Below are 23,472 nucleotides of genomic sequence, written 5' to 3' on the forward strand. Positions count from 1 at the left end.
AGGAGTGGGGACGGACGAGCGGAGCGGCGGGGAAGCGCGCGGTGGATCAGCCGCGCGGGTCGGCGACGCGCGCCAGGAACCGCAGGACGGCCAGCACGCGGCGGTTGCCGGTGCTCTCGGGCGGGAGGTCGAGCTTCGTGAAGATCGCGGAGACGTGCTTCTCGACGGAGCTCTCCGAGACGTGGAGGGCGCCGGCGATCGCGCTGTTCGAGCGGCCCTCGGCCATCAGCTGGAGCACCTCGGCCTCGCGCGGCGACAGGGCGTCGACCCCGTCGGACCGCCGGGAGCGCACCACGATCTGCGCCACGACCTCCGGGTCGAAGACCGTGCCGCCCGCCCCCACCTCGGCGACGGCGGCGAGGAACTCGTCCACCTCCGCGACCCGGTCCTTGAGCAGGTAGCCGAGGCCCGCGGAGTTCGCGGCGATGAGATCGGCCGCGTAGCGCTCCTCCACGTACTGGGAGAGCACGAGCACGGCCGCGTGGCGGTCCTGCGCGCGGATCAGGACCGCGGCGCGGATCCCCTCGTCGGTGAAGGTCGGCGGCATGCGCACGTCCACGATGGCGAGGTCGGGGCGCTCGCGGTCGACAGCCGCGAGCAGCGCGGAGGCGTCGGCGACGGCGGCCACGATCTCGTGCCCGGCGTCGGTGAGGAGGCGCTCGAGGCCCGCTCGGAGGAGGACGGAGTCCTCGGCGATCACAATGCGCACGGGACCTCCACGGTCACGTCGGTCGGGCCGCCTGCGGGGCTCGAGGTGGTCAGGGTGCCGCCGGCGGCGCGCACCCGGTCGTGCATGCCGCCGAGTCCGCCGCCGGGGTTGCCGTCGCGGGTCGCCCCGCCGCGGCCGTCGTCGGAGATCACGGCGCGGACGCCGCCCGGCACCTCGTCGACGGCGACCTGGCACCGGGACGCGCCCGAGTGCTTGGCGACATTGGTGAGGGCCTCGGCGACGGCGAAGTAGAGCACCGCCTCCACCTCCGGGCGGGGTCGGGCGGAGAGGTCCACCCGGACGGTCGTGGGCACGGCGTTGCGGGAGGCGACCGCGGAGAGGGCGGCGTCGAGGCCGCGGTCGGTGAGCACGGCGGGGTGGATCCCGCGGGCCAGCTGCCGCAGCTCGGTGATGGAGTCCTTGGCGTCGCGATGCGCCTGGTCGAGGAGCTCGCGGGCGGCGGCCGGATCGGAGTCCATGCGCGAGCGGGCCATGCCGAGCGTCATCGCGAGGGCCACGAGCCGGGGTTGGACCCCGTCGTGCAGGTCGCGCTCGATCCGCAGCCGCTCGGTCGACGCGGCGTCCACCGCGCCCTGCCGGGCGTCCGCCAGGGTGTCGACCCGGCTCTCGAGGGCGGCCGTGCGGCTGGTGCCGAGGAGGGCGGGGGAGACGGCGCGGTCGAGGGATCCGGCGCCCCACACGTAGAGGAGGAGCAGCGCGGCGACGAGCACGGCGGTGACGGCCGCCGCCGGCCCGCCGCCGGGGATGCCCGGCACGTCGCCCGCGCCGACCGCGGCCGCGAGCTGCGGCACGGCGGCGAGGAGGGTGACGAAGACGAGGCCCAGCACCATGCTCAGCACGTGGTGCAGCAGCTGCCGCCAGGTCACGGGGTCGACGAGGTCGAGGAGCGGCTGGGCGAGGTGGCGCCACGCGCTCGTGACCCGCGTGCGCCGACGCACGGGCGGGGTGATGACGATGTCGTGCACGGCCGCGGTCCGGGCCCGCTCGACGACGCCGATCCCGCGGATCAGCACGGCGGTGGCGGCGAGCACGAGGACGCCGAGCCCGGCTGCCGGCACGGTGCCCACGCCCGTCGCGAGCAGCGTGACGAGGATGACGACCCAGGCGAGGCCGAGCACGGCGTCGATCAGGAGGTCGACGGCGGAGGTCCAGATGGCGGTCACGATGTTCACGGTCTCACCGTATGGGGACCGATTTCCCCAGGCGATGGAGGTGGCCGCCCGACCTGGTGGGGGATACCCCCACCCGCGCTCAGCCGAGCACGACGACCGCGCACCCGAGCAGGAACCCGGCCTGGATCGCCGCGCGGAGGGGGAGCGGGGTCGTCGGGGCGGTCGCGAAGGGGACCGCGCCAGCTGCGCCTCAGCCGCGCCGCGCGTACGTGAGCACGGCGTTGCCCCGGCTCGTGGTCTCCGAGCGGCGCAGCTCGAGCCGCGTCATCGGGTCGCCCGGCTCGAACAGGCGGCGGCCGGCGCCCGCGACGACCGGGTGGATCATGAGCGTCAGCTCGTCGAGGAGGCCCGCGAACAGCAGCGCGCGCGTGAGCGAGATGCTCGACAGCACCGCGATCTCGCCGCCCTCGGTCTCCTTCAGCCGGGCGACGGCCGCGAGCACGTCGCCCTCGATCCGGGTCGCGTTCCAGCCGAGGTCGCCCGTGAGCGTCGTCGTCGCCACGTGCTTCTCGAGCGGGTTGACGAAGGCGGCGAACGGGTCGTCGGCGGACGCGGCGGGCCAGTGCGCCGACCAGTCCTCGAACCCGCGGCGGCCCATGACCGCGGTGGTGACCGACGCGATCATCCGGCCGAGGCCCGCGCCGAGCTCGGGGTCGAAGGAGTCGTGCTGGAAGACGTGCGGCGCCTCCACGACGCCGTCGACGGACGTGAACAGGCCGGCGGTCAGGCGACGCATGGGCTCCTCCTCGGGCTGCGGGTGCGCTCGCCATGATCCGGCGTCTCGGGGACGCACGTCCACGCCCGCCGGGGAAACGTTTCTGGTTAACCGCTTTACAGCACCCCCGATCCGGTGTTAGCGTCGCCGCCATCGGGTCCGCGACGACGCCACCCGGATGCGCGCGAGCTGGCGGATCACGGCGTCGTCGAGGCCCGGACCCACCGCCACCTCAAGGAAGAGACCACGCGATGTCCCCTCGATCCACCGCCCGCCGCCGCCTCGTCGGCGCCGCCGCCCTCGCGGCCACCGTCCCCCTCGTCCTCGCCGGCTGCTCCGGCGGCGGCGGGGGCGGATCCTCGTCCGGCGGGGACCCGAAGACGATCACCGTCACCGACTACTACAACGAGGGCAACGACAACGCCGTCATCGGCGACACCCTCACGAAGTGCGGCGAGTCGCTCGGCGTCACCATCAAGCGCACGTCGATCCCGGGCTCGAGCCTCATCCAGAAGGTGCTGCAGCAGGCCTCGTCGCGCACCCTCCCCGACGTGCTCATGCTCGACAACCCCGACCTCCAGCAGATCGCCGCCACCGGTGCGCTCGCCCCGCTCGAGGACTTCGGCATCTCCACCGACGGCTACGCGAAGGGCGTCGTCGACGCGGGCACCTACGAGGGCAAGACGTACGGCCTCGCGCCCACCGTCAACACGATCGCGCTGTTCTACAACACGAAGATGCTGGCCGACGCCGGGATCCAGCCGCCCACCACGTGGGACGAGCTGAAGACCGCGGCCGCGGCGCTCAAGGACGGCGACCGCTACGGCATCGCGATGGACGCCAACGCCACCTACGAGGGCACCTGGCAGTTCCTGCCCTTCATGTGGTCGAACGGCGGCGACGAGAAGGACATCGCCACCCCCGAGACCGCCGAGGCGCTGCAGCTCTGGACCGACCTCGTCAAGGACGGCTCGGCGTCGCAGAGCGTCGTCAACTGGACCCAGTCCGACGTCAACGACCAGTTCATGGCCGGCAAGACGGCGATGATGATCAACGGCCCGTGGCAGATCCCGGCCCTCACCGAGTCGGGCGTCGAGTACGGCATCGCGAAGCTCCCCGCGCCCGAGGCCGGCGGCACCGCGGTCGCCCCGCTCGGCGGCGAGGTGTGGACCGTGCCGCAGACCGGCGACAAGGCGAAGCAGGCCACGGCCGCGAAGGTCGTCGAGTGCCTCAACTCCGACGAGAACCAGCTCGACATGGCCACCAAGCGCTTCACCATCCCGTCGAAGACCGCCGTCGCCACCGAGTTCGGCCAGCAGGTGCCCGAGGAGCAGGTGTTCGTCGACCTCGTCGCCGACGCCCGCGCCCGCACCGGCGAGCTCGGCGAGGAGTGGCCGAAGGCCGCCACCAAGATCTACACGGCCGTGCAGTCGGCGCTGACCGGCCAGTCCTCCCCGGAGGACGCGCTGAAGAACGCCGAGCAGGGCTGATGGCGACGACCGCCGTCCCCGCCCGCCCGACCGCGCAGGCGGCCGGGCGGGCCCGGGGCTCCGCGGATCCGGCCGTCGCCCGGGGTCCCGTGCGCCGCCGTCCCCGCTTCCGGTGGGAGCGCTTCTTCCAGGCGATGTTCCTGGTGCCGGCGGTCGTCTACCTCGTGCTCTTCTTCGGCTTCCCGGTCGTGAAGAACATCGTCATGAGCTTCCAGGAGTACACGACGACGACCTTCTACACGGGCGAGGCGCCGTGGGTCGGGTTCGCGAACTACGCGTCCGTCGTCTCGTCGTCGATCTTCTCGACGGCGCTGCTCAACACGTTCCTGTTCACGGCCGGGTCGATCCTCGGCCAGTTCGTGATCGGGCTCGTGCTGGCCCTGTTCTTCCGCCGGTCGTTCCCGCTCAACGGGCTGCTGCGGGCGCTGCTGCTGTTGCCGTGGCTGCTGCCGCTCATCGTCTCGAGCGCGGTGTGGAAGTGGATCCTCGACCAGGACTCCGGCGTGCTCAACCAGTTCCTCGTCGGCTCCGGCGTGGTGCAGGACCCGGTGCCGTGGCTCACCAGCCCGGCGTTCGCGCTCATCACGGTGATCGCGGTGAACGTGTGGATCGGGATCCCGTTCAACACGACGATCCTCTACGGCGGCCTGCAGGACATCCCGCCGGAGCTGTACGAGGCCGGCTCGCTCGACGGGGCCACCGGCTGGCGCGGCTTCCGGCACATCACCTGGCCGCTGCTGCGACCGGTGGTGGGCGTGGTGCTCGTGCTCGGCGTCGTCTACACGATCAAGGTGCTCGACATCATCCTCGGCCTCACGAACGGCGGGCCCGCGAACGCGACGCAGACCATCGCGACGCAGTCGTACACGCTCTCGTTCCAGCAGTTCGACTTCGGGTCGGGCGCCGCCCTCAGCAACATCCTCATCGCCATCTCGGCGGTGTTCGCGGTGGTCTACCTCCGCGCGAACAGGAAGGCCGTCGATGAGTGACACCGCCACCCGTCCCGCCCTGCTCCGGCCGGTGGGCTCGCGGAGGCCGCGCGCCGACCGCAGCTGGATCTCCACGGTGATCGGGGTCGTGATCCTCGCCCTGATGCTCTTCCCCGTCTACTGGATGGTGAACATCTCGCTCCAGCCCGCCGGGCCCGCGATCCAGGCCGCGTGGTTCCCCTTCGAGGCGCAGTTCGGCGGGTACGCGACCGCGCTCAGCGAGCAGGGGCGCGCGCTCGGCACGAGCCTCGTGATCGCGCTCGGCAGCGTGGTGCTGAGCCTCGCCGTCGCGACCCCCGCGGCGTACGCGCTGGCGCAGTTCAAGTTCAAGTGGATCAACGCGGTGCTGTTCGGGATCCTCATCTCGCAGATGATCCCCGGCATCGTCGTGGCGAACGCGCTCTACGCCGCGTACAACGACGTGGGGCTGCTGAACTCGATCCCGGGCCTGATCCTCGCGGACTCCACGGCCGGCATCCCGTTCGCGATCCTCATCATGCGGGCGTTCATGGCGAACATCCCGCCGTCGATCATCGAGGCCGCGAAGGTGGACGGCGCCGGGAACTTCCGGGCCTTCCGCTCGATCGTCCTGCCGGTGAGCCTCAACGCGGTGATCACGGCCGGGCTCTTCACGTTCCTCTTCACCTGGAGCGACTTCCTGTTCGCGCTGACGCTCACGACCACCGACGACGTGCGCCCCATCACGCTCGGGATCTACCAGTACATCGGGACGTACACCGCCGACTGGAGCACGGTGATGGCCACGGCCGTGCTCGCCTCGCTCCCCGCGATCGTCCTGCTCCTCGCGGCGCAGCGCTTCATCGCGGCGGGCGCGACGGGCGGCGCGGTCAAGTGATCCCGCACCCGAACGCCCGCGCTCCCGACGCGGCACGCGCCCCCTCCGACATCCCGCACGACCCCTCCGAGAGAGAGACACCATGACCGACACCACCACCCCGCTCCGCGTCACCGTCTGGGGCGAGAACCGCCACGAGCAGATCGAGCAGCACGTGAGGGACCGCTACCCGACCGGGATGCACGGGGCCGTCGCCGCGGGCGTGCAGGAGAACCTGCCCGACGCGCACGTCGAGATCGCGACCATGGACCAGCCCGAGCACGGCCTCACCGAGGAGCTGCTCGCCCGCACGGACGTCCTCACCTGGTGGGGCCACGCGGCGCACGCCGAGGTGGACGACGCGATCGTCGAGCGCGTGCACCGCCATGTGCTCGACGGGATGGGCCTCATCGTGCTGCACTCCGGGCACTGGTCGAAGATCTTCACGAAGCTGATGGGCACCACGTGCACCCTCCGCTGGCGCAGCGAGCACGACCGCGAGCTGGTGTGGACCGTGAACCCGCAGCACCCCATCACCCGCGGCGTCCCGAACCCGATCGTCATCGACGAGCAGGAGATGTACGGCGAGTACTTCGACGTGCCCACGCCCGACGAGCTGGTCTTCATCTCGGGCTTCACCGGCGGCGAGGTGTTCCGCAGCGGCATGACCTACCGCCGCGGCTTCGGCCGGATCTTCTTCTTCTCGCCCGGCGACCAGGACTTCCCCGTCTACCACCACCGGGACGTCCGCCGCGTGATCGCGAACGCCTGCGAGTGGGCGCGGCCGGACCGCCGCGAGACGCCCACGCTGCTGCGCTACGAGCTCGGCGAGTACTACGACGGCATCGACTACGCCGGGGCGCTCGAGCGATGACCGATGTGGAGGAGCGCACGGGCGCCGCGCACCGGATCGTCGCGCCCGCGGACGGCGCGCCCCTGCGCGTCGTGCAGGTCGGCGCCGGCGGCATGGGCCAGGCGTGGCTGAAGACCATCGCGGAGGATCCCGACGTCGAGCTCGTGGGCGTCGTCGACCTCGACGAGGAGGCCGCGCGCGCGGGTGCCGCGGCGCACGGCGCGACGGCGGAGGCGTCCACCGACCTCGGCGAGCTCATCGCGCGGGTGCGGCCCGACGCGGTGATCGACGTCACCATCCCGCGGGCGCACCACCCCGTCACCACGCAGGCGCTGTTCGCGGGGATCCCGGTGCTCGGCGAGAAGCCCGTCGCGCTCACGGTCGCGGAGGGGCTGTCGCTCGCGGCGGCCGCGGAGATCACGGGCGAGCTGTTCATGGTCAGCCAGTCGCGCCGGTACAACGACCACCTCGTCGCGCTCAAGCGGCGGGCGGCCGACCTCGGCGGCGTCGGCATCGTCACGACCGAGTTCTTCAAGGCCCCGCACTTCGGCGGGTTCCGCGAGGAGATGGACGACGTGCTCCTGCTCGACATGGCCGTGCACCAGTTCGACGCCGTCAGGTACCTGCTCGACGCGGATCCCGTGGGCGTCTACTGCGAGTCGTACAACCCCGACTGGAGCTGGTACCGCGGCGACGCGGCCGCCACCGCGGTCTTCGCGTTCGAGGGCGGGGTGCGCTACGTCTACACGGGCAGCTGGTGCAGCCCGGGCGCGGAGACGTCGTGGAACGGATCCTGGCGGGTGAGCGGCGCGCACGGCACCGCGCTCTGGGACGGCGACCACGAGCCGACGAGCGAGGTCACGGACGCACCCGACGGGCCGCCCGCGGATCCCGCGCCGGAGGAGTCGGTGGGCGTCGAGATCGCCGGGTCGCTCCGCGCCTTCGTGCGCGCGCTGCGGACGGGCGAGCGGCCGCACGGCGAGGTTCACGGCAACGTGATGAGCCTCGCGATGGTGGAGGCCGCGATCGAGTCCAAGGACTCGGGTGCGCGGGTGGCGATCGACGACGTGCTCGAGCGCGCGCACGCGACCGCGCTCGCCGACGAGCGGCGCGAGGACGTGCGCGCGCGGCTCGCGTCGTGGAGCGCCGACGGCGTGCGGCGCGCGCTGCAGGGCCAGGCGTCCGCGGGCGCCCCGGCCGTCGCCCGCCCGGCCGCCGCCGGGTAGCCTCGTCGGGTGGGGATCCAGTGACCGGGCACGAGACGGACGACGCCGAGCGCACCTCCCTCGCGCCGGTCGCGGACCCCGCCCGGCCCGCCCGCGCCGTGCCGCTCGCGCCGGATCCCCGGTCCCGCGAGATCCCGCCCCCGGGCGACGCCCGCTCCCGCGGCACCACCCCCGACCACGTGCGCCGCTCCAACCTCGCGACCGTGCTCCAGATCGTGCACGAGACCGGCCCCGCCTCCCGTTCGGAGCTGACGCGCGAGACGGGCCTCAACCGCTCCACCATCGCCGCGCTCGTGGGCGAGCTGCAGGAGCTCGGGCTCGTGGTCGAGTCGGAGCCGCCCGGCACGAACCGCGTCGGCCGGCCGAGCCCCATCGTGTCCGCGGATCCGCGCGTGGTCGTCTTCGCCGTGAACCCCGAGATCGACGCCGTCACCGTGGGCCTCGTCGGCCTCGACGGGGTCGTGCAGGAGCGCGTCCGGCGCGACACCGACGGGATCCCCACGGCCGCGGTCGCCGCGGAGCTCGCGAGCGGCATCGTCGCCGAGCTGCGCGCCGACCTCCGCGCCACCCGGCCCGACGCGCGCGTGCTCGGCATCGGCGTCGCCGTGCCCGGCCTCGTCCGCTTCGACGGCGGGCTCGTGCGCCTCGCGCCGCACCTCGGCTGGGTCGACGAGCCGTTCGCCGCGCTCCTCGCCGAGGCCACCGGGCTCCCCGCGCTCGCCGCCAACGACGCGAGCCTCGCGGCCGTCGCGGAGGGGCGCTTCGGATCCGGCCGCGACGTCGACGACCTCGTCTACCTCAACGGCGGCGCCAGCGGCGTCGGCGGCGGCGTGCTCATCGGCCGGCGCCCCTTCGGCGGCGCGGAGGGCTACGGCGGCGAGCTCGGCCACACGCTCGTCGACTCCGGCGGCGAGCTCTGCCACTGCGGCGCGGTCGGCTGCCTGGAGACCACGGTCGGCCAGGACGCGCTGCTCGAGGTCACGGGCCTGCCGCGCGCCCGCGCCGACGAGCTCGGCGACGTGCTCGCGGCGGCCCTCGAGGCGGGCGACGCGCGCGTCACCCGGGAGGTCGAGCGGCAGATCGACAACCTCGCGGTCGCGCTGCGCAACGTCGTCAACATCTTCAACCCGTCGCTCGTGGTGCTCGGCGGGTTCCTCGGGTCGCTGCACGCGGCGGATCCCGACCGGGTCCTCGCCTGCGCCACCGCCCAGGCGCTCCCCGGCGCGCGAGAGGCCCTGCGGATCCGCCGCGCGGCCCTCGGCCCCGACCGGCTGATGATCGGCGCGGCCGAGCTGGCCTTCGCGCGCGTGCTGGTGGATCCCTCGGGCGTCATGCGCGCCGCCGCCGAGGCGGAGCGCACCACCGCGTGAGCGCGCCCGTCGACCTGGTGATCCTCGACTGCGACGGCGTGCTCGTCGACAGCGAGGTGCTCGCCGTCGAGGTCGACCGGCGGGTGCTCGCGGAGCTCGGCTGGGACGTCACGACCGAGGAGATCGTCGAGCGCTTCGTCGGCAAGTCGCACGCCAGCTTCACCGCCGAGGTCGCCGCCCACCTCGGCCGCGAGCTCGCCGACGACTGGGACGCGCCCTACCGGCACTGGTACACGGACGCGTTCGAGGCGCACCTGCGGCCGGTCGACGGGATCGCGGACGCGCTCGACCGCATCGCGACGCCGGTGTGCGTCGCCTCGAGCGGAGGGCACCCGAAGATCCGCGCGAACCTCGCGCTCACCGGCCTGCTCCCGCGCTTCGACGGGCGGATCTCCAGCGCCACCGAGGTGGAGCACGGCAAGCCCGCGCCCGACCTCTTCCTCCTCGCCGCCGCGCGCATGGGCGTGGACCCGTCGCGCTGCGTGGTCGTGGAGGACAGCCCCTACGGCGTGCAGGGCGCGCGGGCCGCGGGCATGCGCGCGCTCGGCTACGCGGGCGGGCTGACGCCGGCCGCGCGGCTCCGCGACGCGGGCGCGACGGTCTTCGACGACATGCGCGACCTGCCGCGGCTGCTGCGCGGGCTGGCGGGCTGACCGGCCGGCACGCGCCCGATCACCCGGCGGCGACCCGCCGCCGCACCGCCCGCACGACGCGCGCGCCGAGGATCCCGACCACGACGGCCACCGCGAGCTGCCCGAGCACGCCGCCCTCGCCCCGGAGCACCGCCCCGCCCACCGTGCCGCCCGCCTGCACCAGCTCGAGCGGGTAGCGCAGCAGGCTGCGGTTGCCGAGGGCGTAGGTGATGCCGACCACCACGGCCGTCCCGAGCCAGAGCAGCAGCACCGCGATGACCGACCCGATCACGCGACCGACCGAGCGCAGCCCCGTGAGCGCGACGGCGACGCCGAGCACGACGGGCGGCACCCACGAGATCACGGGCAGGATCGCGTACGCCGTGTCGCTCAGCAGCCCGCCGTCGCCGGGGGACAGGAGCCCGCCCAGCCACTCGCGGAGCAGCACGACCGGGACGGCCGCCGCGGCGACGGCGAGACCGGCGGGCGCGCGGGCGACGAGGGCCGCGACCAGGCCCGCGAGCAGCACCATCGCCGCGGTGCCGCCGACGAACGCCACGAGGTAGACCTGCGCCTCGCTGATGCCGGCGCCCGTGCGGGTGCCGGCCGTGGGCACGTCGTCCATGCCGAGCCCGTCGGCCGTGACCGCGGACGTCTGGACGAGCGCGACGACCTGCACGAGGAGCAGCCCGGCCACGACGAGCCAGGAGCCGTGCCGGGGGAGCCGGGCGCGGAGGGCACGTGCGGCGACGCCCGCGATGCCGCCGCCCACCACGATCACCGCGGCCAGCAGCCCCGCCGTGTACTGGTTGAAGGGCAGGAGCGCGATCGGCATGTCGCCGGCGTCCGTGATCTGCTCCCGCCACAGGTTCTGGAGCGGCAGGCGGAGGCCCGCGAGGATCCACGGCAGCAGCCCGAGCACCGCGGCGGCGACGCCCACGGCGAGGGCGAGGAGCGCACCGCGGATGCCGGACGTCGCGCGGGTCGCTCGCGGCTCGGGGAGGGCCGCGGGCGCGAGGGCGGGATCGGGGGTCGTCACCCGCTCACGCTAGCGACGGGCCCGCTCTGGGCGCGCGCCCCCGATCGGGCCCTCCTGTGGACTCCGGCGACCGCCCGGGCGCGTCGCCTGCCTATGCTCGCCGCACCCCGATCCGCACCCGACCCCGCCCGACCCGCTCCCATCCGCCCGCTCCTCAGAACGGATCCGCCATGCCCCACCGCGCCCTGCTCGCCTCGTCCGCATTCGCCGTCTCGATCGCCGCCGTCCTCGGCGCCGCCACGCCCGCGCAGGCGTGCCCGCGCGACCCGGCGGAGCAGCAGGCCGTCACCGCGGTCGCGTCCGCGGCGCTCGACCGCCTCGAGATCGCCGACGACGTGGCCGCGTCGAAGTGGCTGTCGGGCAAGGCCGTCGCGGATCCCGCCCGTGAGCAGGCCGTCATCGACGCCACGGTCGCCGCCGCGAAGGCCGACGGGGTCGACCCGGTCGCGGCCGAGCGCATCATGCGGGCGCAGATCGAGGCGAGCAAGCAGGTGCAGTACGCGCTCATCGCCCGCTGGCACGCGCACCCCGACCAGGCGCCCACCACCGCGCCGGACCTCACCACGAGCGTCCGCCCGCGCATCAACGCGGTGGACGCGCGCCTCGTCCCCGCCATCGGCGCCGCGCACGCCACCCTCGACGACGCCGCGTGCGGCCACCTCGTGAAGGACGCGCGCGGCGAGCTCGGCCGGGGCCTCGACGACGCGCACCGCAAGGCCTTCCGCACGGCCCTCGCGACTGTCTGCACGCCGGAGTCCTGACCGGCCCACCGACCCGGTCGGGTCCGCTGCCCCGATGCGCGGGCCCGGCCGACCCACCCGCGGGTGGGCATCGGCGAGACGGCGGATCCGCCCGCCGCGTCAGGAGGCGTGAGGGCCGGGGACGGCGCCGCGTCCGCTCAGGCCGTCGACGCGACGTCGGCCGCGAACGCCGCCACGCGGGTCCGCAGGTCGTCGATGAGCTGCGCGGTCGCCGCCGCGGGGTCGAAGCCGAGGTACGGGATCGGCCGCGGCTTCCGCACGTTGGCGCTGCACTCGAAGTCCGTGCAGACGAGCGTGCCGATCGTGTTGCCGTTGCGGCCCGCGGCGCCCGCCCGGCTCGCGGCGTAGAAGCCGACGGGCGCGGGCAGCCGCACGTCCTGGCACCACGAGCACTGGGCCCGCGACCGCGGGGCGGCGCCGGCCTGCTGCAGCAGCACGCCGATCAGCTCGTCGCCCGACGGCACGACGACGATCCCGCGCTGCGGCGACCTCGGGTCGCGCCAGCCGAGGAAGTCGAGGCGGTCCCAGCGGAGGTCGGCGAAGCCCTCCGGCAGGCGGATGTCGCGGGCCTCGCGCTGGGAGGCGTTGACGAGGGAGGAGCGGATCTCGGATTCGGTCAGGGGGAGCATGGGGTGCCCTTCGTGCGGGGTCGCGGCGCTGCCGCGGGAACGGTGTCGGGGGTCGGCGGCCGGATCCTCGTGGATCGACGGCACGCCGGATGCGGCCGGCCCTCGCGGGGCGCGGCGACGGATCCGGTGACTACCTGGTGCCGACGGACGTGCCGCCGACGACCTCCCCACGCCCTGAGGGCGCCGCGCTGCCGATGCTCACGCGGCAACAGTACCCCGGGTGGGGAATCGATCACGCGCTCGTGACCGGCCAGACGTAGTCGAGGTCGTCGGGATCCCCGGGGAACGCCGGCCGGTACAGCTCGGGCGCCTTCGCCAGCAGCTTCGAGCGGTGGGAGAGGTGCAGCTCCGGGCGGCCCCACCACGGCGGTCGCGTGATGCGCCCCTCCGTGTAGGCGGCGAGGTCCTCGGGCACCTCGGCGATGATCGCGAGGGTCTTCTCGAAGCACGTGTCGGCGAATCCGCGCCGCATCCACTCGGCGCAGGTCGCCTCCTGGTACTCCATGAGCGCCGGTCGGTGACCGCGCCACATCCGCGTGACGGGGTGGCTCTGCCAGCCGTAGCCCGCGACCGTGACGGCCTTCATCACCTGGAGGGTCTCGACGCGCTGCTTCCCGAGCCGCTTGTCGTCGAGCACGGCCATGCTCGCGGCGAGGTCCGGGTAGGGGAGGAACGTCTGCATCCGGCCAGTCAACTCCGGTGGGCGCGCGGGCGGCGGGCGGCCGGTGATGAGCGCGCGGCTCAGGAGCGACGGCGCAGCTCCAGCAGGCGCGCGGACGGGCCGCCGGGGATCGAGCCGACCGTGAGGATCCCGCGGGCGGCGTCCCAATCCGCGTCCCACGCCGCGAGGGCGCGCGGGAAGGCGGTCGACACGTCGAGCCGGCGGCCGAGGAGGGAGGGGAGGGAGAGGGTCGCGGTGCCCGCGTCGTCGCCGCGGTCCCAGATCGCGACGCGCACGACGTCGCCGGCGTCGTGCGCGACGGCCACCCAGCGGTCGCCGGACGCGGGCAGGCCGAGCGGCCAGAGCGGCACCGAGCGGGCGGCGCCGTCGCGGAGGTCGTCCGCCGTGCGCGCGGCGTCGGCGACGAGGTCGCGCTGCGCCGGATCCAGGCGGTCGTCGTCGTCGGTCGGCGCGGCGCCTCCCGCGAGGGCGGCGACCAGGGCGGACGCGGTGCGCTCCGGCGAGGCGCCCGGCCGCGGACGCGTGGCGGCGGCGAGCCCGGGGAGCGTCACCAGCGGCGCCGTGACGGCGGCCAGCGGGAGGAGGAGGTCGTCGGCGTCGGGATCCGCGGGCGCGATCGACGCGGCGTGGGCGTGCGCCGGGCGCAGGGACCGCCGGGCCCGGGTCAGCGCCGCCGCCGCGTCCTCGAGGTCGGTGCCCACGGCGACGAGCACGGGAGCCGACGCCCGCGACGCCCCCGGCGCGAGCGGCTCCGCGGATCCGCCCGGCATCGCCGACACCACGAGGTGACCGTCGCCGCCGTGCTCGCCGACCTCCCAGCGCCAGGATCCCGCGGGCCCGGCCTCCCACAGCCACGCCACCTCCTGCCGCTCGGAGCGCAGCGCGGCGACGGGCAGCGGGCCGTCGGCGGCCGGGCCGGCGTCGGAGGCGCGCGCGACGGATCCACCGCGCGGCTCCGCGAGCAGGCCCGGGTCCCGCAGCGACCGCGCCGACCACCCGGCCGCGTGCCCGCCCGCGACGCGGCCCTCGAGCAGCTCCCAGTCGGCAGCCGGATCGGCCGCGGCGCCCTTGTCGAGCCGCACGCCGAGCGGCGCGGCCCAGCTGGAGACGGCGACGACGTCCACGGGCGATGCGCCGTCGTTGGTGACGACCGCGCCGCTCCGGATCGCGCCGTCGCGGCCCTCGAGGGTCACGGCGGCGCGGATCCCGTCCGGCGTCGCCGAGACGACCTCGAGGCGCGCGCCGTCCGCGGACACGGAGTGGCCGACGTACCGGAGCGCCGCGCCGACGGCGGTGCCCGCGAGCCGGGCGGCGGATCCCGCGCCGAGGTCGCCCGCACCTGTGTCGCCCGCGACGAGGACCTCGACGAGCGGCACCGGGTGCGCGAAGTGCGTCTCGACGGATCCCGCGACCAGGCGCGTCAGCATCACCGGCCCGTCGGGGGAGCGGCGGAGGCGCAGCTCGAGGCGGCCGCTGCGCCACACGATCTCGTCGCGGCGGCCGTCGGGTGATCGGCGGGCTCCGCCGGCGCGGCCCGGGTCGGCGCCTGCTCGCGCGCGGGTGCCGGCGACGGGGCGCTCGGCGGTCGCGGCGCGACGGGCGGGCGCACGGCGGCGGTCCCCGGAGCGGGCCTCGACGGTGGATGCGGCCGACGTAGCGGCCGCGGCGGCGGCGGAGGGCGCGGTCCGCGACCGCAGCTCGACGAGCGGGGTGGGGGTCATCGTCGTCCTCCGTGTGCCGGGCGGATCGCTCCGCGGTTCGCCATCGAACAGACCTTGCGCAACTCCTCGACGAGCGGCGCGCGGTGTCCGCTCATCATCCCCGGTGCCCGAGTGGCCGGCAAGGGGGAGCGGGGTCTCGATGCGGTCACGACGCCGTCATGAGTTGCGCAACTCACGCCGTCATCGCTCGGCTAGGCTCCGGCTCATGGACAGCACGAGGTCGGCGCCGCGCCCGACGATGGCCCAGATCGCCGAGCGCGCCGGCACCACCGTCCCGACCGTCTCGAAGGTCCTCAACGGCGGCACCGACGTGTCCGAGGCGACCCGCGCGCGCGTGATGGCCGCCGCGCACGCGCTCGACTACCGGCGGCGGCCCCGCGCGCGACCGGCCGACGGGGATCCGCGTGCCGCCCGCGTCGTCGACGTGGTGGTGGGGCACATCGAGGGCAGCTGGGTCGGCCCGGTGCTCAGCGCCATCGAGGAGGAGGCGTCGGCTGCGGGCGTCGACCTCGTGCTCACCCGCGCCCGCCCCGACGGGGAGTGGATCAGCCGCCTGCTCCGCCGCCCCTCCCTCGGCGCGATCCTCGTGCTCGTCGACGCGACCCCCGCCGGCCTGCACGCGCTCACGACGGCCGGAGTCCCCGTCGTCGCGATCGACCCGAGCACGCGGCCGCCCGCGGAGGTGGCGAGCGTCGGGGCCACGAACTGGGACGGCGGGCGCATCGCCGCCGAGCTGCTCGTCGCCGAGGGGCACACGCGGATCGGCGTGATCGGCGGGGTGGAGGCGCACCTGTTCGGCAGCGCGCGCATCGACGGCCTGCGGACGGCCCTCCGCTCGGCCGGTATCGCCGTGCCCGACGAGCTGGTCGTGTACTGCGACTGGGACCGGGAGCGCGCCCGCGCCGCGGCCGGCGCCCTGCTCGCCGCGCCCGACCGGCCCACCGCGATCTTCGCGTGCTCCGACGTGATGGGCCTCGGCGTCTACGAGGCCGCGGACGACGCCGGGCTCCGGATCCCCGACGACCTCAGCGTCGTCGGATTCGACGGCGTGCAGGAGTCGGCGTGGGCGATGCCGCCCATGACGACGGTGCGCCAGCCCATCGCCGAGATGGGCGCGACGGCGTTCCACCTGCTGCAGCAGGCCGACCGCTCCGGCCGGTCGCGTGCGGGCGGCCCCGCCGGGTCGCGCATGGAGCTCGCGACGGAGCTCGTGCGGCGGGGATCCGTGGCCGCGCCCCGCGGCTAGCGGCGTCCGGCGCGGCCGCTCCGGGGCTCGACGCGAGATCGATCTCGCGCACCAGGGCCCGGCCGATCGCCCGCCGCGTCAGGCCGACTCGCGTTGCACCAGGCTCGTCGCGAGCACGGGCTGGCGGTCGACCTCGCGGCCCTCGATGGTCGCGATCACCGTCTCGGCGGCGACCCGGCCCATCTCCTCGAGCGGCTGGCGCACGGTGGTGAGCGGCGGATCCGAGGTGGTCGCGATGATCACGTCGTCGAAGCCGATCACGCTCACGTCGGTCGGCACGCGCCGCCCCGAGGCCTGGAGCATGCGGATCGCGCCCGCGGCCATGAGGTCGGAGGAGGCGAAGACGCCGTCGATGTCCGGGTGCCGCTGGAGCAGGCGGGCCATGGCGGCCGCACCGCTCTCGAGCGTGAACTCGGCGTGCACGATGGCGCCGTGGTCGATGCCCCGGGCCGTGAGCTCGTCGCGCCAGCCGCGGATCCGGTCGCGCGCGGGCTCCATGTCGTGCGGCCCGGCGATGATCCCGAGCGTCCGCCGCCCGGCGTCCGCGAGCGCGCGCGCCGCGAGCCGCCCGCCGCCGTGGTTGTCGGAGTCGACGATGATCGCGTCGTCCGCGAGGTCGCCGCGCGGCCGCCCCACCCAGGCCACGGGCACGGGGGAGTCGGCGAGCGTCTGGGCGAGGTGGGTGATCTCGTGCTGGAGGATCACGATGGCGCCGTCGACCGCGCGCGACCGGAGGAAGCGGGGGATCCGGTCGGCGTCGTCCTGGTCGGCCGGCAGCAGCACGGGCTGGATCTCCGCCGCGTGCAGCCCCTTCGCCGCGCCCTTCAGCACCGACGTGAAGAACGTGCCCGTGAGGCTGTCGAGCTCGTTGAAGGCGATGATGAGCGCGATCGCCCCCGAGCGCCCGCCGCGCAGCATGCGGGCCGCGCTGTTCGCCTCGTAGCCGAGCTGCCGTGCGGCCTGCTCGACGGCCGCGGCCATGCGCGCGTCGACCCGGGTGCCCCCGGAGAGCACGCGGGCGGCCGTCGCGCGGGAGACGCCCGCGGCCTTCGCGACGTCGACCAGCGTGGGCCGGGTCATCGGGCGCTCGCCCTCGTGTGCATGGGTCCCCTCCCGGGCGGGCGTCGTCACGGTCGCGAAGCCCTCCTGATCCTAGGTGGAGATCGATGTCCCACGGCGCGGTCCCGCTCCGGACGGCCGCTTGCAGGATGGTGGCACGCGAGCTACGGTGACGCCAAGAGATCGTTCTCTCGGCCGGAGCGCTGACGCTCCGATCACGCCGCACGGATCCCCGACGAAGAGGAAACATCGTGAGAAGAAGCTTGACGGCCGTCGTCGTCGCCGCAGCAGTCGCCGTCGCCCTGACCGGATGCTCGTCCGGCGGAGGGGGCGCCGCATCGGACGACCCGGCCGCGGAGGTCTCGTTCTGGTCCTTCACCGGCATCGGCGCCAAGGACGGCGTCGCCGAGTACCTGGCGAAGGCGCCGGACGCGAAGGTCAAGCTGACCGAGGTCGGCTCCACCACCGAGACGGCCACCGCGCTCACCGCGGCGCTCGCCGGCGGCAAGGTCCCCGACCTCGTCATGATCCAGAACGACGACCTCCCGAAGTTCGTCGAGAACAGCGCCAACTTCCTCGACCTCCGCACGCTCGGCGGCGACGACATCGCGAAGGACTACCTCCCGTGGGCGGCCTCCGCCGCCACCGCCGAGGACGGCTCGGTCGTCGGCATCCCCACGGACGTCGGCGGCCTCGGCTTCGCGTACCGCGCCGACCTCTTCGCCGAGGCCGGCCTGCCGACCGAGCCCGACGAGGTCGCCGCGATGTGGAAGGACTGGCCCTCGTTCATCGCGATGGGCGAGCAGTACACGAAGGCGACGGGCAAGCCGTTCGTCGACAACATCGAGACGAGCGTCTTCTTCTCCACCGTCAACCAGGTGAGCGAGAAGTACTACTCCGAGGACGGCGAGCTCGTCTACGACACGAACCCCCAGGTGGAGGACGCGTTCCAGGTCGCGGTCGACACGCACGACGCCGGCATCAGCGCGGGCATCGCCGCGTGGTCGTCGGGCTGGGCGCCGGGCCGCGCGAACGGCGCGTTCGCCGTCACGGTCGCGCCGTCGTGGATCCTGCAGGGCATCAAGACCGACGCCCCCGACACCGCGGGGAACTGGCGCGTCGCGAGCGTCCCCGGCGTCGGCGGCAACTGGGGCGGCAGCGTCATCGCCATCCCGGCCCGCGCCGAGCACCCGCAGGCGGCCTGGAGGTACATCGAGACGATGATGTCCGGCGACGCGCAGCAGGAGCACTTCGAGCGCACCGGCACCTTCCCCGCGGCCACCGCCGCGGTCGAGAGCGACGCGGTGGCGGCCTACACGGACGACTTCTTCGGCGACTCGAAGATCGGCGAGGTCATGTCGAGGTCGGTCACGGAGTTCCCCTCCTTCTACAACGGCCCCGACACGTCGCCCATCAACGCGGCCCTCCTCAACACGCTCGTCGAGCTGGAGTCGGGCAACGTCACCTCCGACAAGGCGTGGTCCCAGGCGCTCGCCTCGGCGAAGACCGCCATCGGCGGCTGATCCCGTCCCACCCACCCGGGCGGCCCGGCGCGCGATGCGTCGGGCCGCCCTCAGACGGAGGTACCAAATGTCGACGGCGACATCACCCCGCACGAGCACCGAGCCACCCGCACCCCGGACCTCCCGCCGCCCGAAGGCGCCGGCGGTCTCGAGGACCCGCCAGATCAAGCAGTCGCTCTCCGAGCGCATCGCCCCCTACGCGTACGTCGCGCCCTTCTTCGTGATCTTCATCGTGTTCGGCCTGTTCCCCCTGGTCTTCACGTTCTACGTCTCGCTGTTCGACTGGAACCCGATCGGCAAGCAGACCTTCGTGGGGCTCGCGAACTTCGAGCAGCTCTTCGCGGACGACCGGTTCTGGAACGCGCTCGTCAACACGTTCGCGATCTTCCTGATCTCCACGATCCCGCAGCTGCTGCTCGCGCTCTTCCTCGCGCACCTGCTCAACCACGCGCGGCTCAAGTGGGCGAACTTCTTCCGCATGGCGCTGCTCGTGCCGTACATCACCTCGGTCGCCGCGACCGCGATCGTGTTCGCGCAGATCTTCGACCGCAACTTCGGCCTCATCAACTGGGTGCTGGGCCTCGTCGGGCTCCCGTCGGTGAACTTCATGGCGACCAACCACGGCTCGTGGGTCCTCATCTCGGCGATGGTCATGTGGCGCTGGTTCGGCTACAACACGCTGCTCTACCTCGCCGGCCTCCAGGCGCTCCCGCGGGAGATGTTCGAGGCGGCGGCCGTCGACGGCGCGTCCAGCTGGCAGCAGTTCCGGCACCTCACGATCCCCGCGCTCCGCCCGATCATCATCTTCACGGTGATCATGTCGACCATCGGCGGCCTCCAGATCTTCACGGAGCCGCTGCTCGCCGCGCCCGAGTCGGGGCTCACCTGCGGCGCCGGCCGGCAGTGCCAGACGCTCGCGCTGTTCCTCTACGAGCAGGGCTTCGGCCAGTTCCAGTTCGGCTACGGATCCGCCATCGGCGTCGTGCTGTTCGTGATCGTCGTGGTCGTCGCGCTCCTCAACTTCTACCTGTCCACCCGCACCAGGAAGGCGAGCTGATGTCCGACGTGATCGACCAGACCGTGTCCCCGGCCGTCGCCGCACCCGTCACCACGCGGTCGGCCCTGCCCCGGCGCCGGGGCAAGGGCGGCGGCGTCAGCCCGATCGTCTACGTGTTCCTCAGCATCGCCGTGCTGATCTCGGTGTTCCCGCTCTACTACATGCTCGTCGTGGCCTCGGTGGGGGCGACCGCCGTCACCTCGATCCCGCCGCGCCTGTTCCCCGGCACGAACTTCCTCGAGGTCGCGGGCAAGGTGTTCGACACCGTGCCGTTCATGCTGTCGCTGCTCAACAGCGTGCTCGTGTCGACGACCATCGCGGTGCTGTCCGCGGTGCTCTGCGCCATGGCCGGGTTCGCGTTCGCGAAGCTGCGCTTCCCGGGGCGGAACACCCTGTTCCTCATCGTGCTGCTCACCATGACGGTGCCCGCGCAGCTCAGCGTGATCCCGCAGTACCTGATCATCAGCCAGCTCGGCTGGGTCGACACCCTGCAGGCGATCATCGTGCCGGGCCTCGCGAGCGCGTTCGGCATCTTCTGGATGCGGCAGCACATGTCCACCACGGTGAGCGACGAGCTCATCCAGGCGGCCCGGCTCGACGGCGCGAACTCGTGGCAGCTGTTCTGGGGCGTCGCGTTCCCGGTGGTGCGGCCGGCCGCGTTCGTGCTCGGGCTCATCACCTTCACGGGGGTGTGGAACGACTTCATGTGGCCGTTCATCGTGCTGAAGTCGCCGGAGCTGTTCACGGTGCAGATCGCGCTGAAGCAGCTGCAGGCGAACCGGTCGATCGACGTGGCGCTCGCCATGGGCGGGTCGTTCATGGCGACGCTGCCGCTGCTGATCCTGTTCTTCTTCGTCGGACGGCGGATGATCACCGGGATCATGGACGGCGCGTTCAAGGGCTGACGCCGGCCCGCGCCGCGGCTGCTGCGCCCGCCCGTCAGGGGAGGCGCAGCAGCCGCACGCCGTGCGCCTCGACCTCGAGCGGGATCCCGCCGTCGACGACCGCGAGCTCCTCGCCGGTCCAGAGGTCGGTGGCGCGCGTCGCGTCCGGGCAGCCGAGGTCGGCCAGGTGCGCCGTCACGGTGCGCGGCGCGTCGCCCAGCTGGAAGACCGCGCGCCAGCGGGTGGATCCGCGCTCGGCCGCCCAGACCACGAGGTCGCCGTCGCGCACGATCTCGCGGCTGGCGTCGCCGCCGAGGAGCTCGAGGACGTCGTCGTTGGTGAGGAGCGCGAGCGTCGCCTGGTCGGTGTCGGGCAGGTGCCCGCCGAACATCAGCGGCGAGCGGAGCAGGCACCACAGCGAGACGAGGGTGCGCCGCTCGGCCGGGGTGAGGCGGCTCTGCCGGTCGCCGCCGACGTGGGCCCGGATCCCGATGCGGCCGAGGGGCAGCATGTCGGCGTCCGCCCACGCGCCCGGGCGCTGGTGCGGCGCCCACCGGGCCGCGCGCTGGAACTGCTCGCGGAGGTGGTCCCAGTCGTCCCAGAGGTCGTCCGAGATGCGCCAGGTCTGCGCGGTCTCCCGCAGCAGGTCGAGGTGCTCGAGGGAGAGCTGCTTGCCGGGGGAGAGGCTCAGCGTCATCGGGCGCCCCGACGCGGCGATGGCGCGCGCGATCGCCCGGACCTCGGCCGCCTGGACCGGCGGGTACAGCACGTCGTCGAGCTTCACGAGGTCGACGCCCCACTCCGCGAGCATCGCGAACACGGAGTCGTACCACTCCTGGGCTCCGGGCCGCGTCATGTCGACGCCGTGCATGTCCGGGTTCCAGGGGCAGGGGTTGCCCGGGTCGGCGATGTCGGCGCACGTGGCGTCGGAGCCGAGGACCGGCAGGCGCTCCTCGGCCGCGCGCCGGGGCACGCCGCGCATGAGGTGCACGCCGAAGCGGAGGCCCATCGCGTGGATCCGTCGGGCGAGCTCCGCGAACCCGCGCCCGCCCGCCGCCGACGGGAAGCGGCCGACCGCGGGCTGCGGCCGGCCCCACGCGTCGAGCTCGGCGGCGGACGCCTCCCGGTAGTCGTGCGTCCCGGGATCCGGCTCGTACCACTGGATGTCGACGACGACCGTGTCCCAGCCGTGCGGCAGCAGGTGCGCGGCGAGGAAGCGCGCGTTGGCGAGCACCTCCTCCTCCGTCACGGATCCGCCGAACGCGTCCCAGCTGTTCCACCCCAGGGGCGGGAGGGCCGCGCGGACCGGCGCGGTCACGCGTCGATCCGCAGCGAGAGGGTCGCGAACGAGTGCGGCGGGAGCGTGAGGCGCAGGCCCTCGGCGGTGCGCTCGTAGGCGTCGAACGGGACCGGGCTCACGGCGTCCGCGTCGCCCGGGCGGTTGTGCGCGTCGGGCCGGTCGGCCGTGAGGATGCGGCCCACGACGTCGTCGACCCGGCCGCCGCGGAACGCGAGGTCGATCCCCATCGGCTCCTCGAGGTCCACGTTCGACACGGAGACGAGCACGCGGCCGTCCTTGGCGCTCGCCGAGGCGGAGGCCAGCGGGATCTCCCGGCCGTCGACCGCGCGCGCGGGCCCGACCACGGTGGCGGGCAGCGAGGCGGCGTCGTGGTGCCCGCGGTTCATCTCGAACACGTGGTACGTGGGGGTGCGCACCATCTCGCCGCCGTCGGGATCCGTGAGCAGCATCGCCTGCAGCACGTTCACCGTCTGCGCGATGTTGGCCATGCGCAGCCGGTCGGCGAAGGAGTGGAAGACGTCGAAGTGCAGCGCGGCGACCATGGCGTCGCGGATGGTGTTCTGCTGGAACAGGAAGCCCGGGTTCGTGCCCGGCTCCACGTCCCACCAGGTGCCCCACTCGTCGAGCACCATGCCGAAGCGCTTCTCGGGGTCGTGCACGTCCATGACGGCGGCGTGCGCGCGCAGCAGCGGCGCGATCCCCTGGGCCGCGACGATGGTGCTCCAGTACGCCGCCGCGTCGAAGCCCGTGGCGCTCCCCTTCGCCGTCCAGCTGCCGCCGATCGTGTAGTAGTGCACGGAGACCGACTCCCACGGCACGGACGAGAACGGGTGCTTATCCATCTCCGGGATCACGCGCATGAGCGTCTCGGTCCACTCGGTGTCCATGGTGTCGGCGCCGGCCGCGATGCGGTGCAGCGGGGTGTCGCCGCCGCTCTCGCAGAACGTGCCGAACTGCCGCGCGAGGTCGGCGTAGGTGACCGAGCGCATGTTGCCGCCGCAGCCCCACGCCTCGTTGCCGAGGCCCCAGAACGGCACGGTCCACGGCTCGTCACGGCCGTTCGCGCGGCGGAGGTCGGCCATGGGCGACTGGCCCGCGCCCGTGAGGTACTCGACCCAGTCCGACATCTCCTGCACCGTGCCGGAGCCGATGTTGCCGGAGACGTACGAGTCGGCGCCCAGCAGCTCGCAGAGCGCCATGAACTCGTGGGTGCCGAAGGAGTTGTCCTCCACCGCGCCGCCCCAGTGCGTGTTGATGAGCTTCGGCCGCTCCTCGCGCGGGCCGATGCCCTCGCGCCAGTGGTACCGGTCGGCGAAGCAGCCGCCGGGCCAGCGGAGGTTCGGGACGTCGAGGGCCCGGAGCGCCTCGACGACGTCCAGGCGGATCCCGCCGGCGTTCGGCACGGGCGAGTCCTCGCCCACGAAGAAGCCGTCGTAGATGCAGCGGCCGAGGTGCTCGGCGAAGTGCCCGTAGAGGTGGCGGCTGATGGTGGCGCCGGGGCGGTCGAGGTCGACGGTGATGGTGGTGGTCACGGGTGCTCCTCCGGTGGGGCGGCGACG

General features: G+C 74.0%; 22 protein-coding genes. 12 read left to right on the top strand and 10 right to left on the bottom strand.

The window, feature by feature from the left end:
- Positions 1–46: 46 nt before the first annotated feature.
- From AES38_RS00910 to AES38_RS00920, 3 genes are all read right to left on the bottom strand, one after another.
- Positions 47–709, bottom strand: a complete 663-nt coding sequence (locus tag AES38_RS00910) for a response regulator (RefSeq protein ID WP_053773387.1) — start codon at positions 707–709, stop codon at positions 47–49.
- Entirely contained in the window at positions 697–1,902 is a 1,206-nt protein-coding gene (locus tag AES38_RS00915) for a sensor histidine kinase (RefSeq protein WP_053773388.1), read from the bottom strand. The genes AES38_RS00910 and AES38_RS00915 overlap by 13 nt, the downstream gene beginning before the upstream one ends.
- A gap of 190 nt (positions 1,903–2,092) precedes the next feature.
- Positions 2,093–2,638: a dihydrofolate reductase family protein gene (locus AES38_RS00920; RefSeq protein WP_053773389.1), complete on the bottom strand. Its 546-nt coding sequence runs from the start codon at positions 2,636–2,638 to the stop codon at positions 2,093–2,095.
- 230 nt (positions 2,639–2,868) lie between these two features.
- Between AES38_RS00920 and AES38_RS00925 the strand changes: the two genes are divergently transcribed.
- The 7 genes from AES38_RS00925 (at position 2,869) to AES38_RS00955 (ending at position 10,033) form a co-directional block, all read left to right on the top strand.
- On the top strand, positions 2,869–4,107 hold the full coding sequence (locus AES38_RS00925) for a sugar ABC transporter substrate-binding protein (RefSeq protein WP_053773390.1): 1,239 nt from the start codon (positions 2,869–2,871) through the stop codon (positions 4,105–4,107).
- Entirely contained in the window at positions 4,107–5,096 is a 990-nt protein-coding gene (locus tag AES38_RS00930; protein WP_053773391.1) for a carbohydrate ABC transporter permease, read from the top strand. The genes AES38_RS00925 and AES38_RS00930 overlap by 1 nt, the downstream gene beginning before the upstream one ends.
- On the top strand, positions 5,089–5,952 hold the full coding sequence (locus AES38_RS00935) for a carbohydrate ABC transporter permease (protein ID WP_053773392.1): 864 nt from the start codon (positions 5,089–5,091) through the stop codon (positions 5,950–5,952). The genes AES38_RS00930 and AES38_RS00935 overlap by 8 nt, the downstream gene beginning before the upstream one ends.
- An 82-nt stretch (positions 5,953–6,034) precedes the next feature.
- Complete coding sequence (locus AES38_RS00940; protein ID WP_053773393.1) at positions 6,035–6,805, top strand: ThuA domain-containing protein; 771 nt, start codon at positions 6,035–6,037, stop codon at positions 6,803–6,805.
- Positions 6,802–8,010, top strand: a complete 1,209-nt coding sequence (locus AES38_RS00945; RefSeq protein ID WP_053773394.1) for a Gfo/Idh/MocA family protein — start codon at positions 6,802–6,804, stop codon at positions 8,008–8,010. Before AES38_RS00940 ends, AES38_RS00945 begins: the two co-directional genes overlap by 4 nt.
- Positions 8,011–8,030: 20 nt before the next feature.
- Positions 8,031–9,380, top strand: coding sequence for an ROK family transcriptional regulator (locus AES38_RS00950; protein ID WP_174775875.1), 1,350 nt, complete (start codon positions 8,031–8,033; stop codon positions 9,378–9,380).
- A complete protein-coding gene (locus AES38_RS00955; RefSeq protein ID WP_053773395.1) occupies positions 9,377–10,033 on the top strand; it encodes an HAD family hydrolase in 657 nt (218 codons plus the stop codon). The genes AES38_RS00950 and AES38_RS00955 overlap by 4 nt, the downstream gene beginning before the upstream one ends.
- Positions 10,034–10,052: 19 nt before the next feature.
- Here AES38_RS00955 and AES38_RS00960 read toward each other — a convergent pair whose 3' ends face one another.
- Entirely contained in the window at positions 10,053–11,051 is a 999-nt protein-coding gene (locus AES38_RS00960; RefSeq protein ID WP_053773396.1) for a hypothetical protein, read from the bottom strand.
- A 170-nt stretch (positions 11,052–11,221) separates the two neighbouring features.
- Here AES38_RS00960 and aroQ point away from each other — a divergent pair, with 170 nt between their 5' ends.
- A complete protein-coding gene (gene aroQ, locus AES38_RS00965; protein WP_053773397.1) occupies positions 11,222–11,812 on the top strand; it encodes a gamma subclass chorismate mutase AroQ in 591 nt (196 codons plus the stop codon).
- A gap of 137 nt (positions 11,813–11,949) precedes the next feature.
- Here aroQ and AES38_RS00970 read toward each other — a convergent pair whose 3' ends face one another.
- The 3 genes from AES38_RS00970 to AES38_RS00980 form a co-directional block, all read right to left on the bottom strand.
- On the bottom strand, positions 11,950–12,441 hold the full coding sequence (locus AES38_RS00970; protein WP_053773398.1) for an FBP domain-containing protein: 492 nt from the start codon (positions 12,439–12,441) through the stop codon (positions 11,950–11,952).
- A gap of 232 nt (positions 12,442–12,673) precedes the next feature.
- Positions 12,674–13,123 (bottom strand): MSMEG_6728 family protein, encoded by a 450-nt coding sequence (locus AES38_RS00975; RefSeq protein WP_053773399.1) that lies wholly within the window; start codon positions 13,121–13,123, stop codon positions 12,674–12,676.
- A 59-nt stretch (positions 13,124–13,182) separates the two neighbouring features.
- On the bottom strand, positions 13,183–14,844 hold the full coding sequence (locus AES38_RS00980; protein ID WP_053773400.1) for a hypothetical protein: 1,662 nt from the start codon (positions 14,842–14,844) through the stop codon (positions 13,183–13,185).
- Between the two features lie 205 nt (positions 14,845–15,049).
- Between AES38_RS00980 and AES38_RS00985 the strand changes: the two genes are divergently transcribed.
- Complete coding sequence (locus tag AES38_RS00985) at positions 15,050–16,090, top strand: LacI family DNA-binding transcriptional regulator (RefSeq protein WP_072174594.1); 1,041 nt, start codon at positions 15,050–15,052, stop codon at positions 16,088–16,090.
- Between the two features lie 78 nt (positions 16,091–16,168).
- On the opposite strand, the gene AES38_RS00990 is transcribed toward AES38_RS00985, so the two are convergent.
- Positions 16,169–17,170, bottom strand: coding sequence for a LacI family DNA-binding transcriptional regulator (locus AES38_RS00990; protein ID WP_053773401.1), 1,002 nt, complete (start codon positions 17,168–17,170; stop codon positions 16,169–16,171).
- Positions 17,171–17,400: 230 nt separating this feature from the next.
- On the opposite strand from AES38_RS00990, the gene AES38_RS00995 reads away from it, so the two are divergent.
- The 3 genes from AES38_RS00995 to AES38_RS01005 all read left to right on the top strand — a co-directional run bounded on the left by AES38_RS00995 (position 17,401) and on the right by AES38_RS01005 (position 20,634).
- Positions 17,401–18,672, top strand: a complete 1,272-nt coding sequence (locus AES38_RS00995) for an extracellular solute-binding protein (RefSeq protein WP_157883491.1) — start codon at positions 17,401–17,403, stop codon at positions 18,670–18,672.
- A 67-nt stretch (positions 18,673–18,739) separates the two neighbouring features.
- A complete protein-coding gene (locus tag AES38_RS01000) occupies positions 18,740–19,729 on the top strand; it encodes a carbohydrate ABC transporter permease (protein WP_053773403.1) in 990 nt (329 codons plus the stop codon).
- Positions 19,729–20,634: a carbohydrate ABC transporter permease gene (locus tag AES38_RS01005; protein WP_072174596.1), complete on the top strand. Its 906-nt coding sequence runs from the start codon at positions 19,729–19,731 to the stop codon at positions 20,632–20,634. The genes AES38_RS01000 and AES38_RS01005 overlap by 1 nt, the downstream gene beginning before the upstream one ends.
- Positions 20,635–20,668: 34 nt before the next feature.
- Here AES38_RS01005 and AES38_RS01010 read toward each other — a convergent pair whose 3' ends face one another.
- Both AES38_RS01010 and AES38_RS01015 read right to left on the bottom strand, forming a co-directional pair.
- Positions 20,669–21,931, bottom strand: coding sequence for a glycoside hydrolase family 27 protein (locus AES38_RS01010; protein WP_244629197.1), 1,263 nt, complete (start codon positions 21,929–21,931; stop codon positions 20,669–20,671).
- A complete protein-coding gene (locus AES38_RS01015) occupies positions 21,928–23,445 on the bottom strand; it encodes an alpha-N-arabinofuranosidase (protein ID WP_053773404.1) in 1,518 nt (505 codons plus the stop codon). The genes AES38_RS01010 and AES38_RS01015 overlap by 4 nt, the downstream gene beginning before the upstream one ends.
- Positions 23,446–23,472 lie beyond the last annotated feature (27 nt).

Origin of the sequence: Clavibacter capsici (assembly GCF_001280205.1) — a bacterium.
Lineage (GTDB): Bacteria > Actinomycetota > Actinomycetes > Actinomycetales > Microbacteriaceae > Clavibacter > Clavibacter capsici.